We start from the raw sequence: 15,080 nt of genomic DNA on the forward strand, positions 1-15,080 counted from the left end.
GCATACAATAAGCAAGTTTTCGGAAGAAAACTTGACAGTGTTTTTCAGCCGCGCTATTTTAGCGACTGAAAATAAACCTTCCTTACAATTCAACAGTCCCACGTTTCCCTTTCTTCATTTCTGTTTCATAAAACACCCATGCGGAAGAAGACTTAAACACCAACATCGTCAATATCAAAATAATGATGAACATAACCCATGCATTCGCGGAGGCATAACCCAAACGGTGATGTTTAAATGCATTGCGGTACACGTACAATCCGTAAAAGTACGTTGCATTTAACGGACCGCCGCCGGTCAGCAGCATAACCAGTGTCAACTGTTGGAATGCCGTTATCAACGAAGTTATCAAATTGAATAATATGGTCGGTGTAATAATCGGAAGAGTGATACTGAAAAACTGACGCGCAACGCCCGCTCCGTCCAAATCGGCAGCTTCATATAAATCCGCAGGAATAGTTTTAATATTTGCATAAAAGATGAGCATCATCGTACCGACCCCGAAGGCACTTGCTAACACAACGGCAACCAATGCCCACGACGGATCTAACAGCCACTTAGGGCCGGAGACACCTATTAAAGACAAAAGATAATTGAAGATGCCGTAATCGGCATTCAACAGCCATCCCCACACAATCGAAACGGCAACGCCCGAAATCACGGTGGGGATATAAAAGACTGTCCTAAAAAATTTAACGCCCGCGACCGGCTGAGAAATCAACAGTGCCAAAAACAACGCAAGGCACATATTCAGGGGCACAAAAATAACGGCATATTTTAATGTGATAAACAGCGAACGGTAAAACTGCTTATCCCGCGTGAACATCGTAATATAATTTTTAAAGGCGGAAAAGACAGGTGGCTTTGTAATAGACCAATCAAAGAAGCTCATAATAAGCGACATCAGCAAGGGACCCGCTGTAAAGGCGATAAACCCAATCACCCATGGAGATATAAAGAGATATGGAGCTATTACATTTTTCTTGTTCATTTTCCGCCCTGTATATTTATTTTCTTTTGCTTATTTCGTTTAAAACACTTCCACTGTTTTCCAATGTAGTCGGATTAAAAATCCTTTCAAACGCCAGCGATAACTCATCCGATAAATCAGACCATGTAGGACTTATAAAGGCGGAAGGAGTATAACCCGCGCTATGTTCGAGCATCGTATAAAAAGGAGCGGTCTTTTCATCGGTCATGATGTTTGCTTCGGCAACAACCGACTTTAAAACCGGCAGTTCATACCCGATACGTTCTTTATTTAATTCAGTTCCCGTCCAGTATTTTATGAACTCCCACGCAGCGTCCTTATGTTTTGAACTTTTGGCAATCGATACTCCCGAACTGCTGAGGATGCTGACAGAATCTTTGCCTGCTCCTGCAAAGGCGGGAATTTCGACAATACCGTAATTCAAGTTTTCTCGATTAAAACGTGCAATCGCCCAACCCCCGTAAACATACATAGCGGTTTTACCGCCGCTCATTTCGTCCGAACCGCCTTTTTCGGTTGCAATAGCCCATCCTTGTTTTTCCATATTTTGGAACATATCGAATACGGCTATACTCTTGGCAGAATTCAAGTATCCGTCGGTATTTCCGTTGTTATCCATATAGCTTGTTCCGTTGCTCCACAGATACATTTCAAAATCGTACGGATCTGCCTTTAACTGGAATGAGAATCCTTTTACGCCCGGAACTTTTTCGGTAATAAGCTGAGCATTTTTTTGCAAATCATCCCATGTCCAATCGGAAGAAGGATATGCCAGCCCCGCTTTATCGAAAATATCTTTATTAAAATACAGACAGTGTGTGGTAAAACCGACCGGCATACCGTATATTGTTCCTTTCATTTGATTGTACGGCCACAGGGCTTCATAGAAATTTTCTTTATAGGCCTTACCTTCTTTTTCGATATACGGTTCCAAATTTTCCAAGCCTTCATAATAGGCTGGGTAGTTCCACATATACATAACATCCGGTGCGTCGCCCGAGCCCATACCGGCGCTGATCTTCGTATCATAATCGTCTCCGTAGGCTTCCAATGAAACTTTGATATCGCTATGAGTTTCATTGAAGCGGTCAACCAGTTTTTGCTGAGCTTCCAAAGTTTCGGCGCTGTCCCACGAAGCAAATCTGATTTCCGTTTTACCGGAGGTTTTAGAGTCCTGTTTTGAACAGCCTGTAACGCATACGGCACAGGCAATAATGCACGCCATTACAATGAATAGTTTTTTCATACCTTTCTCCATAAAAGTTTTTGCAGGAAACATTGGTTTCCAAAAAAGTTTTTAGCCGTGCGCATTATGCACACACGTCAATTTACTTAGTAAATATATTGTAAATTTACCAAGTAAATTTGTCAAGTTTTTATTTCTACATAAATAAAAACCCCGATGCGGGATTATATCCGATCATCGGGGTTTGGGTGTGCACACCTTACGCAGCGAATAAATATGTAAAACTATCCTATCGAATTTTCGATAATACGGATGAGTAAATCGATCCCTTTATAGATAGAGCTTACGGGGATGCACTCAAAACGGCCGTGGAAGTTAAAGCCGCCGGCAAAGATGTTCGGACAAGGGAGTCCCATAAACGAAAGCCGTGCGCCGTCCGTCCCGCCGCGGATGGGATGGATAATCGGCGTGATGCCGATCTCTTCCATAGACTTCTTCGCAAGGTCGATAATTTCGATATGCGGTTCAATTTGTCCGCGCATATTATAGTAGCTGTCTGTAATGGAAAGCGTGATGATGGCGCCATATTTTGTGTTCAAAAAAGCAACGGCATTCCGCAGCAGCGTCTTCTTTTGCTCAAATTTTTCGGTAGAATGGTCGCGGATAATGTACGACATGGAGGTGTGATCCACTGCGCCGTTAAGGTGAGTAAGGAGGAAGAAGCCTTCATACCCTTCCGTATATTCGGGCTTTTGTTCTACCGGCAGCATAGCGTCCAGCTCGCCGGCAACTCGCAGCGAATTGATCATGATATTTTTTGCCGTGCCAGGATGGACGTTCTTCCCTTGAATTTCGATTTTAGCGCTTGCAGCGTTAAAGTTTTCGTACTCCAACTCGCCGATTTCTCCGCCGTCGATGGTATACGCAAAATCCGCACCGAATTTTATTACATCGAAGAGGTCTGCACCTCTGCCGATTTCCTCATCGGGGGTAAAGCCGATTTTAATCGTACCATGCTGCACCTGCGGGTTGTCGCGGAGGTATTCAACCATGCCCATGATGATGGTGATGCCCGATTTATCATCCGCACCCAAAAGCGTGGTGCCGTCAGTGGTGATAATGTCTTCGCCGATAAGTTTGTTGAGGAACGGAAATTCCTTTACCGTCAGCGAATAGGTCTCGTTCAGTTTAATATCGCCGCCTGTGTAGTGCACAATTTTCGGATTGACACATTTTCCGTCCAAGTCGGGCGCGGTATCCATGTGTGCAATAAATCCGATAACCGGCGCTTTTTTATCGGTGTTGGCAGGGATTGTTCCGTAGACATATCCGTGCGCATCCTGTTCGGCATCGGCTACGCCCAGCTCGTGCAATTCCTGCACTAACATCTTTCCAAGCTCAAGCTGTCCCTTGGTGCTGGGGCATTCGGGATTATCTTCATTCGATTTGGTATCGACTGCAATGTATTTAAAAAAGCGTTTTACTGCATCCATATCTCTCATCACTCCTTACTTTCCGGTAAACAGTTTTTTCAGCATACCGAGTATGCCTGTTTTTTGCTTTGCCGGCTGAGTCTGCGTTGCAGATTGCTGCGGTGCTCTTGCAGAGCGTACCTGCTGTTCGGATGAGCGGTCTTGGCTTGCCCGTTTCTTAGGTCTTGCCCCCTGCCTCGTATCGCCTGCTTGTGCGGGAACATATTTATCGCCCTTGCGCCGTTTTTTCTCGGGCTGCCCCTGCCGGTTTTTAGCGCGGGTAGATGCCGCCCCCGTTTTTGCTTTCTTTTCGGAGGTTTGCGCAGTGCAGGCTGTTTTAGCGCTTTCCATATTTTCGGCAGCATCCGCAAAAGCGGCGCTCTCGTGTTCGGCAAGCTTTTTCCCGTACTGGTTTTTATAGTAGGCCATCCGCTCTTCAAAACTCAAGCCGCCGAGGGAATCGGCTGACTTTCGGCCGTTTTTATCTTCTGCCGGCGTACCTTTCTTTTTACGCTTTGAATCGGCAGTGCGGGAGGCGGGGCGTGCCGTTTTAGTGCCGCGCCGTGCGTCTTTATCTTCCCGCCGGGATTTTTCTCCGGGGCGCGGCTTGCGTCCGAACCGTCCGCCCCGTTCTTCGTCAGCGGAGTCGCGGTCAAGCCGGATATATTGGTCGGCGCTGCGGTCTTTTTCAAAATCCTCTTCGCCGGGGATAACAACCGGTATTTTGGCCTCTATATATTTTTCTATATCGGGCAGGTTATATACGTCCTGTTCCGAACAAAGGCTGTATGCAGCGCCGGTTTTCCCCGCCCGCGCCGTTCTGCCTATTCGGTGGACGTAGTTCTCGGCCTCATTCGGAAGGTCGTAGTTGATAACCATTGCAAGGTCGTTGATATCGATTCCCCGCGCCGCGACATCGGTTGCAACCAAACAGGTGAGCTTTCCCGCCTTAAACGAATCGATAATGTGCAGCCGCTTCGGTTGCGGTAAATCGCCGATGAGGAACTCCGTTGCATAGCCGTTAATGCGCAGCCGCTTTGCAACAATCTCCGTCGTCTTTTTGGTGTTGCAGAAGATGATGGTATTCTCCGGTTTTTCGTTACGCAGGATGCCGAGCAGCAGGGACATCTTTTGATCCGCCGCGACGTGGAACAGTTTTTGATTGATTTCGTCCACCGTTACATTATCCGCATCGATTGTGATTTCTTTTGCATCGATGGTGTATTCCCATGCAAGGTTTTTTACCCACGTGTTTAAGGTTGCGCTGAACAGCATCGTCTGCCGTTCTTCCGCCTTGGATAGTACCGAAAGGAGGCTGCGCAGATCGGGATAAAACCCCATGTCGAACATTCTGTCCGCTTCATCGATCACTAAAAAGCCGACATGTTTCAGCTTCATCGTCTTTGATTTTTCAAGGTCGATGACCCGGCCGGGCGTACCGATAATAAGGTCTACTCCGTTTTTAAGCGCTTCTTCCTGCTGCTGATACCCGACGCCGCCGTAAAAGCTCGCGGCACGGAGCCCCGTGTATTTACCCAATTTATGCGCTTCTTCTTCAACCTGTACGGCAAGCTCCCGTGTCGGAACAAGGATTAAAGCGGGGCGGCGGCTTTCGGTTCCTTGGGCAAGCATCCGCTGCATCAGCGTTACCAAATACGCAGCCGTTTTCCCCGTGCCTGTTTGCGATTGTACATAGAGATCGGAACCGTCCATCCCTGCGGAAAACACCTGCTCTTGAACCGGTGTGCATTCAATATAACCGGCCTCTTCAAGCCCCTGTAAAAGATGAGAATCAAGATTAAAATTAGAAAAATTCATTTGCGGATAAGTATAACACACAGACACAATCATGAATAGCTGCGGATTAACGGCTCTGCAGATTAACGGCCGATTAAAGGATTTTTACGCCGGGGTAAAAATTTCCCTGCCATACCCTGATGGCTTTCCCTTGACAAAATATGTCGAGAATATAAACTATAGGCCGGTCATATAAAATGACGGCAGGCTGCTGAAAGGCGATTGTTTCGAGTATAAGTTATTATCAAAATATAGGACACCGTGATGAGTGAAATCGAAGGCGAAGAATTAAACACAGTAGAAGAGTTAGACACAGAACATAAACAGGTAGCTGATTACCCCTATAAGCTGCAAGTTATCACACTGATTATTTTGGCTGCATTGATGGCCTTACCGTTCGGCATGGATAAATTAGATCTCCTTAATTATGAACAGCCTTCGCAGCTTTTATACCCTTTTACGGTTCTGTTCTCCGGTTTGGTACAAAAAGATTTTTATTTTTTTTATATCAGCTGTTTTTCCTTTTTTTTACTGCCGGTTGCATTTCTCATTATTTTAACTTCAATTTTCTGTAAAAAAATTACGCAAAACATTGTTATGATAACCGCGCTTATTGCGGTAACATGTTATCTTTCTACGGTTGTTTCAGGAATGACGGTATTTGCCAACACTATCCGTTGGTTCCAGTCTTTAAGCATTTTAGTATATGCCGCTTTTTTTATAGCGCTCATCTTTCATATCTTCTTAATCAGCCGCGGCATTTCCATTATAAAAGAAAATAATGAAGCCTATGCCGAATATAAGCAGTTGATTCTTGATACCGAAAAAACGGAGCGGTCGGATAAACAGCACGAATATGAGAAAACGGAAATAGCTGTAGACGGGCAGCCGGAAGAGAAAAAAAAATTCGGTATAAATATAAAAGGACAAGTTCAGCATCTGATAGGCGGACTGAATGATCCTGAAAGAAAGACACACTTAAAAAATAAAATAACCGGTGTCATTCTTATCGCAATTATTGTTATTATTTCAACTTTTATCTATACGGACTTAAAGAACTACAAATTGCTTTTGACGCAAAATGTCAATACGACCGGCACGAATCAAGCCGAACAGGTTGCAGCAATTTATGATTTTTCCGATGGTCTCCATGCAAAAATCAGCGCCTTTCTCGAAGGTATAAAAAAGACAAATGCTTCTTCCCCCTTTCCGCACCGCCGCGTAGATATTATTACAACAGACAGTAAAACTCCTGTTTTTCTTGAGAAAATCGATGATACGGCAGAGCTTCCGGATTTCAATGTGTTCTCTTATACAACGGAACCCGGATCGGTGGGCGATATACCGGCAGAAGAAAAACGCATTACTGCGGAAGAAGCGGCTCTTTATATAAAGCATTTTAAAAACCAAAGTACCAGAAATCAGCCTATTTATAATCCCGAAAAGGGAACGTGCCTTTATGTATATCCCATCACCTTTTCGCGGAAAGACGGGCAAAGACTCGTCGGGTTTTCAGTTGTAACATATATGCAAGAGATACTTGACAGGCCGTATTTTCAAGCAAAGGTATTTATATTTTCGCTCGCAGCGGTTTTTTTATATGCTGCAATAATTATAACGCTTTTTCTTGCGGATTTTATTGCCGCGCCTATTATTCAGCTTTGTGTAAATATTAGAAAAACAACCAATATATTAAGCGGAATATTTTCGGGTAATGCAAAAATTGAAGCAAGCAAGCTGGTCTTTGAGGATAACCTTAATACGCGGGATGAAATAAAAACGCTCTCTCAAGAAATAAAAAACATTATTACGCTCGTGCGCAGAATACTTCCCTATCTGTCGCTTCACACACTGCAGAGTGCAGAGAAGGATACCGAAGCCAAAGGGATTACGAGGAATCTTTGTTTCCTTTTTACCGATATCAGAGGTTTTACGAAGCTTTGTGAAAAACTTCCGGCACGGGAAGTTATCATGATTTTAAACCGGTATCTTAATATTGAAACTAAGATTATTTTTGATAACGGCGGTGATGTTGATAAGTATGTCGGTGATGAAGTAATGGCTTTTTTCTCGGGGCCTCAAAAAGAAATAAATGCCTGTAAGGCTGCGATGGAAATACGGGAAGCGCTCTACCATGAACAACAGGCTGCAATGAAGGTCGGTAGAGAAACAATCTCACTCGGTATTGGAATTAACACAGGATATGTTATATTCGGTCCCGTCGGTTCAAAGACAAGAAAAGATTTTACCTCCATCGGTGATACGGTCAATTTAGCGGCGCGGCTCGAAAGCGCGAACAAAGAGTATGGCTCAAAAACCATTATTTCGGAATCCGTTTATAAAAACCTTAATGATTCTTTTATTTGCCGTGAACTTGATTATATAACCGTACAGGGAAAAACGGAAGTCGTCCGGATTTTTGAAGTTTTACAGGATATACAAAAAAATACCGGAGATAAACTTTATGATCTAAAGGAGGTCTTTGAAAAAGGACTTGGGTATTACCGGAAACGGAAATGGAAGACTGCCGAAAAATATTTTTTGGAGTGTGTGGAAAAATATAATGATCAGCCGTCTAAAGTTTTCTTGGATCGAATAGCGCATTATCAAAGTTCTCCGCCACCTGCCGACTGGAAAGGCGTTTTTGCCATGCATATAAAATAACCGGTTTATGCAACCGTTAGATTGATGTAACCGTTAGCAGCGGCATAAAGCATAAAAAAAGCACCGATAAACCAATCCGGTTGTTCGGTGCTTTTTTATGCCGAGCGGTTACTTGGGAATGTCTCAAAAGTTGGTTACTTTTTCGACATCCCCAGCCGATGTTTCAGTTCTTACCTAGAACTTATACCGCATAGTTGATAATGTCTGCCCTTCACGCAGCACATCGAACCATACTTCTTTTTTGACCTTTGATAACTCGCGATAAAACTCGCGCATATTAGCTACCGGCACATCATTTACCGCAGTAATAATATCGCCCGATTTAAGCCCGATAATCACGGCCGGTGTTTTATTGGTAATGTTGGTTACCAGCACTCCGGTTTGTTTTTTATCCAGCTTTAATTTATCCCGTATTTCGGTATCCAGTTCGTAACCGATAAATCCCGGCCACAACTTTGACGAATCCGTAACGATCTTCTGATCGCGCTCTTCAATTTTCACGGAAAGCGTTTGTTCTTTTCCGTCGCGGATAACGACAAATTCTGCGGTAGTACCGCTGCGGAGATCGCCGACATCGCGGACAAGCTGATCGACACTCTTAACTTCTTTGCCGTTCAGTTTGATAACGAAGTCTCCCGGACGGATACCGCCTTTGAAAGCAGGAGAGCCGAGGAATACGTCGATAGCCAGAGCGCCGGCTTTGTCGCCGACACCGAGCGCCTTCATAACCGTTTCGTCAGCGCTCGTCAATTGTACGCCTACCCATCCGTATTTCAGCTTTCCGTCGGAAATGAGCGAGTCGATTGCCGTTTTGACGTTGTTAATCGGGATGGAGAAACCGAGCCCTTGAGATCCTCCGCTTGATGATGCAATCCACGTGTTAATACCGATAACCTGCCCATAGATATTGACGAGCGGGCCGCCGGAGTTTCCTTGATTGATGGCCGCATCGGTTTGGATAAAGTCGTTGATGTTATCATTCGGACCGCCCGACCGTCCTACGGCGCTGACCATACCGCGGGTAACCGTCGATACGTATCCGAGCGGGGAACCCACAGCAAATACGATATCGCCGACTTCTACCGCATCGGAATTTCCCAATTCGGCAATGACAATATCCTTTTCGGTAGATTCAAACGAAACCAACGCAATGTCGCGCCGCTGGTCGCCGCCGACAAGTTTTCCTTCTGCGGTGTGTCCGTTATATAATTTGACAATAATCTTTTCCGCCGTGCCGGTAACATGCTGATTGGTCAGCACATAATAGGTATTACCGCTCTTACGCACGATAACGCCCGATCCCATGCCTTCGGACTTATATTCCTGCTCTCCGTTGTCGTTCCCGTCGGATTTTTCTCCGTTATTCTGATTAGGCATTCCAAAAAAGAACCATGGGAAACCTTCGCCCGAAAGCGGGTTGCGGACTTTCTTAATTTCGGTAACCGAAAGCGTTACTACCGACGGCAAAATTGCGGCAGATACCTGTCTGTTAGCGCTTTGCAGTCCTTCCAATAGGGAAATTGTTTCTTTTGTAATTGAGTCCGAATGCTTTGTGTCGGCATAAACCGTTGCCGCCGAAGCGGGACTTGCAGAGCAAGATGATACAAAAATCATCACGGCCATACTCAACAGTACAGTAAATGCCAGTGCCGTTTTAAACTTTCGTTTTAAATACATGAGTTTACCTCCAATATAAAGGGCTCCGAAAAGATGTACGGCTCGGAAGCCCTCTTTATTCCGTGTATTTGGAATCTCTAAAACCTGCAGCTTTTTAGAGGCTTTCCTTAAATTAACTGTTTCTTAAACATATAAAATACTATTATGATACATCGGTCGGCAATAATAACTTGACAGAGATTTTATATTTTGTTTGTATGTACGGATGATACGGTTAGTAAATGTGAACAAACGGTACGGGGAGCTTCAGGCGGTGGATAATATCAGCCTTGAAATTCCTTCAAATACGATTTTCGGAATTATCGGAAAAAGCGGCGCAGGAAAATCAACGCTTGTGCGGCTGATAAGTCTTTTGGAGCCGGCGGATTCGGGAGAGATTTACTACGGGGACTCCCGCGTAGATACATTAACCGGCAAGCTCTTACGGAATCAGCATAAGAAAATCGGGATGATCTTTCAGAATTTTAACTTATTTGCATCGCGGACAGCGGCGGGCAACATCGCCTATCCGCTTGAAATTGCAGGGATGCCGAAACGTGCCATTGCTGCAAAGGTGGAAGAAATGCTGCAGGTCGTAGGGCTTGAAGGCCGCGGCGATGCACGGGTGAGCACCTTATCCGGCGGACAAAAGCAGCGGGTAGCGATTGCCCGCGCCTTGGCGGTTTCTCCCGATATTCTCTTTTGCGACGAAGCGACCAGCGCGCTCGATCCGCAGACGACACGCTCAATTTTGGAACTGCTTAAACGGCTGCAAAAAGATATGAATTTAAGCGTTGTGATGATTACGCACCAGATGGAAGTTGTGCGCGACTGCTGCCAGCAAGTTGCCGTTATCGATAACGGCGCCGTCGCAGAAACAGGTTCCGTGCGCCAAATCTTTTCCGCGCCCAAGTCGGAAGTAACCAAAGATTTCTTAATGCATATCAACCCGTTAAATCCCGAAGACACGCAACTTATCCGATGGTCTAAAAGCGGCGGCGCCTATACTCTCCGCTTTTCCGGCGAATTGACGAGCGAGCCGGTCTTGAGCAAAATTTCCCGCGATTACGGTATTGAATTTAATATCTGCGCAGGCGGTATGCAGAAAGTCGGCGACACCGTTGTCGGAACCCTTTTTGTCGATATAAACGGTTCGCCGGAGAATATGCAAAAAGCCTTTGCCTATCTTAATCAAAATGGCATCAAAGTAGAGGAGACGCACAGATGAGTTCATGGTCAACATTATTGCAGCTGGTAGGAACGGCGACGGCGCAAACGCTTATAATGGTATTCTTTTCTACGTTGTTTTCATTTATACTCGGGGCGCCGCTCGGCGTGTTGCTGTGTATCACGGCGGAAGAAAATTTGATGCCTAAGCCGGTACTGCACCAGCTTATCGATAGGGTTGTAAATGTGCTGCGTTCATTCCCGTTTATCATATTGATGATTTTGCTTTTTCCGTTTTCGCGGATTATTATCGGTACCAGCATCGGAACCGCTGCAACGGTTGTTCCGCTATCCATCGCCGCCGCCCCTTTTGTTGCACGGGTTATCGAAAGCGCCTTGCTGGAGATCGACCGCGGCGTTATCCAAGCGGCTGTTGCGATGGGCTCTTCCACGGCGGAGATTATCTTTAAAGTGATGATACCGGAAGCTTTGCCGCCTCTTGTTGCAGGCATTACGCTTACTATTATCAATCTTATCGGGTATTCGGCAATGGCGGGTGCAATCGGCGGCGGCGGTCTCGGCGATTTGGCAATCCGGTACGGGTATCAGCGGTTCCGCAGCGATATTATGCTGGCAGCGGTAATCGTTATCTTAGTGATGGTAGAGCTTATCCAATTTTTCGGCACAAGGCTCAGCACAGCGCTCGCAAAACGCCGGTAGGGGAAAGTGCGGGCATAGCAGACAGCGGCTTTAACTTTTCTGCAAGTTAGTGCGGCAATCTGTCATCGTGCTGCATTTGTATCCAGCTCCAACAGCGCATCCACTAAAAAGCGGTTGAGGAATAAAAGCCCCTCTTCCGTAAGATATGTCCGCTCAGGTTCGATGCGGCACTGTCCGCTTTTTTCCCAGCGGCTTAGGGTGTTGCCGATATAGGCGGTAATATCCGCACCGAACCGCCGGGAAAAGTCTCCGCGGTTAATCCCTTCCGAAAGCCGAAACCCCATCAGCAATACTTCTTCCAAAAAGGTCTTTCGACTGATGCGCTCGTATGTATATACCGATGTGCGGTCGGGTGCTGTCATCCAGCGTCCGATATCTTTTATTCCTTCAAACCGTTCCGCTGCGGTAAAGCCACCGCTCGTATCTTCGTGTACGAGGGTGCCGCATGCAGCAGGGCCGATGCCGGCATACGGTTCCATCTTCCAATAGATTTGGTTGTGAACGGATCGGTGTTTATCTCGGTACGAAAAATTCGACACTTCATATCGGACGTACCCGTTTGCGGCGAGGAGTGTGGTGTTTTGCTGTAAAAGCTCCGAAATAAAATCTTCGCGGGTTTCCGGAAGCGGTTCGCTGCTGCAAAGTCCGTAGAGGGAAAGGTGTTCGATGCGGTAGTCTATCAGCCGCCGGACATCGTCGGAAAGGCTTTGTGCGGTTTGTCCGGTTAACCCTGCAATTAAGTCGCAGGAAAGCTTGCCGTGCCATCGGCTTTTGATAGCCTCCAAGGCTTGTATTGTTTTTTCCTTTGAACCGCGCCGCCCGTTTGCAGCCAGTACGGTATTGTCAAAAGACTGTACGCCGATGGAAAGCCGGTTAATTCCGCCTTCGCTGCAGGCTGCAAGCCATTCTTCGTGAATGTCTTCGGGATTCGCTTCTATTGTGAATTCTTCAACCGGCAGCATCTGTCCCTCGCGGATGCCGGCGGCAAGGGAGCGTATATCGCCGGGGTGCAGCAGCGAAGGAGTTCCGCCGCCGATATAGATTGTTCTCCATGCTTCAATAGCATAGCGTTCTTTAAAAAAACGGATATCCTGCAGCAGCCGTTCGATAAAGTGAGGATTAGGATGATATGGGTGAAAGCCTGTCTGTTGCGCTATCGAATGCTGGGTTAACGAGTAAAAGTCGCAGTACCGGCATTTTTGTGTACAAAAAGGAATATGGATGTAAAGACCGGAAGGCTTCACGATTACCGATTTAGTTTAAAAAATTGAAATATGGGAGAACGGCCAGTAGCGCATCAATATATGCCCCTTAATCTGTGTAGCCGCCTGTAACGGTCCCCAAAGACGGGAATCGCTTGAGGCTATCCGGTTATCGCACAATACGAAATATTCCCCCTCTTTGAGTGTGATTTCCGGGTATGAGCCCGAAAACGGCAGCGACGTATCCCAGTTTTCCGGAAGGTTTTCGATTTTAACGTTATAGTCGTTGTCGGCTACTTCAAACTCGGTTAAGAAATGCCCGCCGTTTTTTGTTTTAATATGCAGTACAAACCCTTCCATATATACCGTATCGCCGGGAATGCCGACAACCCGCCTGATAAATGGTTTTGCTTGCGACGGCTGATGGGCGGCAAACGGATTAATGAGCTGAAAGGTAAAGAATGTAATGATTTTTTGCGCTGTTCTTTCAAAAAAATTTTGATGAGGCCTTGCAATCGGTTCGACTGTTACGAGCGTTCCCCGCTCAATATCTTTTTGAGCCGAATAAAAAGGGGCGGTGATAATCATATCCCCGGAGGAAAAAGTCGGCTGCATCGTATCGGCTTGAATGCGGTAGGTGGTGATAATATATGAGCTGATAAGCTGATATATTATGAAAATTAAGAAAATAATAAAAAAAATACGGAGAGTTTTAAACCGCTTTTCCCGCCGTTCAGTATATGAAGTAAATTTGTACCGTTGAAAAAACATAAAAAACCTATTTTATCATCAAAATCGGCATATTCCCGCATAAAGGATGCCGTCCCATCTTTTGGGAATACAGTATCATTTTGCCTCTACGTTGACAAGTATTTTCAGATGAATATAATAGGTTCAATGGACGGAGAGCCGATAAAAATTATCGCAAAGAACAAAAAAGCGCATTTTGACTATTCTATTGAAGAAACAATAGAGTGCGGCATTGCGCTGCAAGGCACCGAAATTAAATCGGTTCGGGACGGGCGAATTTCATTTCCCGACTCGTTTGCCGAAATTATACGGAATGAGGTGTGGCTGAAGAATTTTCATATTTCGGAATATGTTTACTCTTCGATATTTAACCATGATCCCGACCGTCCTAAAAAACTGCTGCTGCATAAAGATGAAATTAAACGGTTAACCCGAAAAACGGAGGAAAAGGGATACACGCTTATTCCTCTTGAATTTTATTTAAAACGGGGACGCATTAAGGTCATGCTTGGCATCTGTAAAGGTAAAAAGCAGTTTGATAAGCGAGCCGATATAAAGGAGCGGGATATTAAGCGGGATATGCAACGGGAACTGCACCTAAAAAACAGGTGATAACAAGCATGAAACACGGAAGAAAAAAGGCGTCATATATAGCGCTTCTACTGCTTATCAGCCTACCGGCGATGCTTTCGGCAATACCGGGGGTTGCCGTTTATCAGTTACAAGCTCCGGCAATACCTGAGCAAACCGCCCAAACAGTCGATAATCTCGTCTTTTCGTTTATTAAAGAACTTAAAACATATACAATCTTTGACCTACGCAAGGAGCCCGTACCGGCGGATTTCCCCGCGGATACCGCTATCGATTATATTTTCTTCGGTGTATTGGAAGAAGTTCCTGAAGGGCTTAAACTTGAACTTATTTTAAAGGGAAGAAAGGATCAGTTTACCCGTATTATTTCAAAAGTATACGGTAGTATTAACAAAATCCTGCTCGATTCCCGGCTTTTGGTGTTTAACCTCTTTGATTTTTCGGTGCCGTTGGAACAAATTGCAAGCACTGCGCCTCAGAGCGAACCTGCCGCCGAATTCGGATATGTCGAAACCGTTGATTCGCTTGCCGGTTCATGGAAGGGTGAGCCGGGACTTGACCGTGTGATGATTTTGCGCGGCGGCCGCGGTATGGCGGTGTTTTCAAGCGGCGTATCCGTGTCACTTGAGTTAAAAATAGATAACGGATACTTGCTGGTAACGCAGAAAGGAAGTTTGCAGCCGCGTCAATTTCTTAATTTACCGGATGCAATTGCACAGCAGGCAGTTCAGCAAACCAATCCTCCTCAGTGGCGGTTTTTGGTATCGCCCGATAAAAAAATTCTTTCAGGCACAAAGGTCGATGCGCAGATCCAATACAATGAGACGGCTATTATCAGCGTTAAATACGGTACTGCAACGGTCGAATGGCTGCGCGATTAAGTT

12 protein-coding genes are annotated in these 15,080 nt (G+C 45.6%); 5 read left to right on the plus strand and 7 right to left on the minus strand.

Going from position 1 to position 15,080, the window contains the following annotated elements:
• Positions 1-82 precede the first annotated feature (82 nt).
• The 4 genes from HMPREF1222_RS08510 to HMPREF1222_RS08525 all read right to left on the minus strand — a co-directional run bounded on the left by HMPREF1222_RS08510 (position 83) and on the right by HMPREF1222_RS08525 (position 5,467).
• Positions 83-991 carry a carbohydrate ABC transporter permease gene (locus HMPREF1222_RS08510; RefSeq protein WP_016519052.1) on the minus strand — a complete coding sequence of 303 codons (909 nt, stop codon included), beginning with the start codon at positions 989-991 and terminating at the stop codon, positions 83-85.
• 16 nt (positions 992-1,007) lie between these two features.
• Positions 1,008-2,237 (minus strand): ABC transporter substrate-binding protein, encoded by a 1,230-nt coding sequence (locus HMPREF1222_RS08515; protein WP_016519053.1) that lies wholly within the window; start codon positions 2,235-2,237, stop codon positions 1,008-1,010.
• A gap of 224 nt (positions 2,238-2,461) precedes the next feature.
• Positions 2,462-3,670: a peptidase T gene (gene pepT, locus HMPREF1222_RS08520; protein WP_016519054.1), complete on the minus strand. Its 1,209-nt coding sequence runs from the start codon at positions 3,668-3,670 to the stop codon at positions 2,462-2,464.
• A 15-nt stretch (positions 3,671-3,685) separates the two neighbouring features.
• Positions 3,686-5,467: a DEAD/DEAH box helicase gene (locus HMPREF1222_RS08525; RefSeq protein WP_016519055.1), complete on the minus strand. Its 1,782-nt coding sequence runs from the start codon at positions 5,465-5,467 to the stop codon at positions 3,686-3,688.
• 243 nt (positions 5,468-5,710) lie between these two features.
• Between HMPREF1222_RS08525 and HMPREF1222_RS08530 the strand changes: the two genes are divergently transcribed.
• Complete coding sequence (locus tag HMPREF1222_RS08530) at positions 5,711-8,110, plus strand: adenylate/guanylate cyclase domain-containing protein (protein ID WP_016519056.1); 2,400 nt, start codon at positions 5,711-5,713, stop codon at positions 8,108-8,110.
• A 174-nt stretch (positions 8,111-8,284) separates the two neighbouring features.
• On the opposite strand, the gene HMPREF1222_RS08535 is transcribed toward HMPREF1222_RS08530, so the two are convergent.
• Positions 8,285-9,787, minus strand: a complete 1,503-nt coding sequence (locus tag HMPREF1222_RS08535; protein WP_016519057.1) for a Do family serine endopeptidase — start codon at positions 9,785-9,787, stop codon at positions 8,285-8,287.
• A gap of 205 nt (positions 9,788-9,992) precedes the next feature.
• Here HMPREF1222_RS08535 and HMPREF1222_RS08540 point away from each other — a divergent pair, with 205 nt between their 5' ends.
• Together HMPREF1222_RS08540 and HMPREF1222_RS08545 are read left to right on the plus strand one after the other, a co-directional pair.
• A complete protein-coding gene (locus HMPREF1222_RS08540) occupies positions 9,993-10,994 on the plus strand; it encodes a methionine ABC transporter ATP-binding protein (RefSeq protein WP_016519058.1) in 1,002 nt (333 codons plus the stop codon).
• Positions 10,991-11,653 carry a methionine ABC transporter permease gene (locus HMPREF1222_RS08545; protein WP_006188441.1) on the plus strand — a complete coding sequence of 221 codons (663 nt, stop codon included), beginning with the start codon at positions 10,991-10,993 and terminating at the stop codon, positions 11,651-11,653. The genes HMPREF1222_RS08540 and HMPREF1222_RS08545 overlap by 4 nt, the downstream gene beginning before the upstream one ends.
• Positions 11,654-11,715: 62 nt before the next feature.
• Here the strand turns inward: HMPREF1222_RS08545 and HMPREF1222_RS08550 are convergent, their stop codons facing one another.
• Positions 11,716-12,897: a coproporphyrinogen-III oxidase family protein gene (locus HMPREF1222_RS08550; protein WP_016519059.1), complete on the minus strand. Its 1,182-nt coding sequence runs from the start codon at positions 12,895-12,897 to the stop codon at positions 11,716-11,718.
• A gap of 15 nt (positions 12,898-12,912) precedes the next feature.
• Positions 12,913-13,626, minus strand: coding sequence for a signal peptidase I (gene lepB / locus HMPREF1222_RS08555; protein WP_006188443.1), 714 nt, complete (start codon positions 13,624-13,626; stop codon positions 12,913-12,915).
• Between the two features lie 126 nt (positions 13,627-13,752).
• Here lepB and smpB point away from each other — a divergent pair, with 126 nt between their 5' ends.
• Positions 13,753-14,217, plus strand: a complete 465-nt coding sequence (smpB, locus tag HMPREF1222_RS08560) for an SsrA-binding protein SmpB (RefSeq protein WP_016519060.1) — start codon at positions 13,753-13,755, stop codon at positions 14,215-14,217.
• 8 nt (positions 14,218-14,225) lie between these two features.
• Positions 14,226-15,077 carry a TP0183 family DNA metabolism protein gene (locus HMPREF1222_RS08565; protein ID WP_016519061.1) on the plus strand — a complete coding sequence of 284 codons (852 nt, stop codon included), beginning with the start codon at positions 14,226-14,228 and terminating at the stop codon, positions 15,075-15,077.
• Positions 15,078-15,080: the final 3 nt, after the last annotated feature.

Origin of the sequence: Treponema vincentii F0403 (assembly GCF_000412995.1) — a bacterium.
In the GTDB taxonomy this organism is placed as follows: domain Bacteria; phylum Spirochaetota; class Spirochaetia; order Treponematales; family Treponemataceae; genus Treponema; species Treponema vincentii.

Excerpts from the sequence above, each read along its gene's own strand:
- HMPREF1222_RS08510 (WP_016519052.1), bottom strand. The coding sequence starts at position 991 with ATGAACAAGAAAAATGTAATAGCTCCATATCTCTTTATATCTCCATGG.
- HMPREF1222_RS08515 (WP_016519053.1), bottom strand. The coding sequence starts at position 2,237 with ATGAAAAAACTATTCATTGTAATGGCGTGCATTATTGCCTGTGCCGTA.
- pepT (WP_016519054.1), bottom strand. The coding sequence starts at position 3,670 with ATGGATGCAGTAAAACGCTTTTTTAAATACATTGCAGTCGATACCAAA.
- HMPREF1222_RS08525 (WP_016519055.1), bottom strand. The coding sequence starts at position 5,467 with ATGAATTTTTCTAATTTTAATCTTGATTCTCATCTTTTACAGGGGCTT.
- HMPREF1222_RS08530 (WP_016519056.1), top strand. The coding sequence starts at position 5,711 with ATGAGTGAAATCGAAGGCGAAGAATTAAACACAGTAGAAGAGTTAGAC.
- HMPREF1222_RS08535 (WP_016519057.1), bottom strand. The coding sequence starts at position 9,787 with ATGTATTTAAAACGAAAGTTTAAAACGGCACTGGCATTTACTGTACTG.
- HMPREF1222_RS08540 (WP_016519058.1), top strand. The coding sequence starts at position 9,993 with ATGATACGGTTAGTAAATGTGAACAAACGGTACGGGGAGCTTCAGGCG.
- HMPREF1222_RS08545 (WP_006188441.1), top strand. The coding sequence starts at position 10,991 with ATGAGTTCATGGTCAACATTATTGCAGCTGGTAGGAACGGCGACGGCG.
- lepB (WP_006188443.1), bottom strand. The coding sequence starts at position 13,626 with ATGTTTTTTCAACGGTACAAATTTACTTCATATACTGAACGGCGGGAA.
- smpB (WP_016519060.1), top strand. The coding sequence starts at position 13,753 with ATGGACGGAGAGCCGATAAAAATTATCGCAAAGAACAAAAAAGCGCAT.
- HMPREF1222_RS08565 (WP_016519061.1), top strand. The coding sequence starts at position 14,226 with ATGAAACACGGAAGAAAAAAGGCGTCATATATAGCGCTTCTACTGCTT.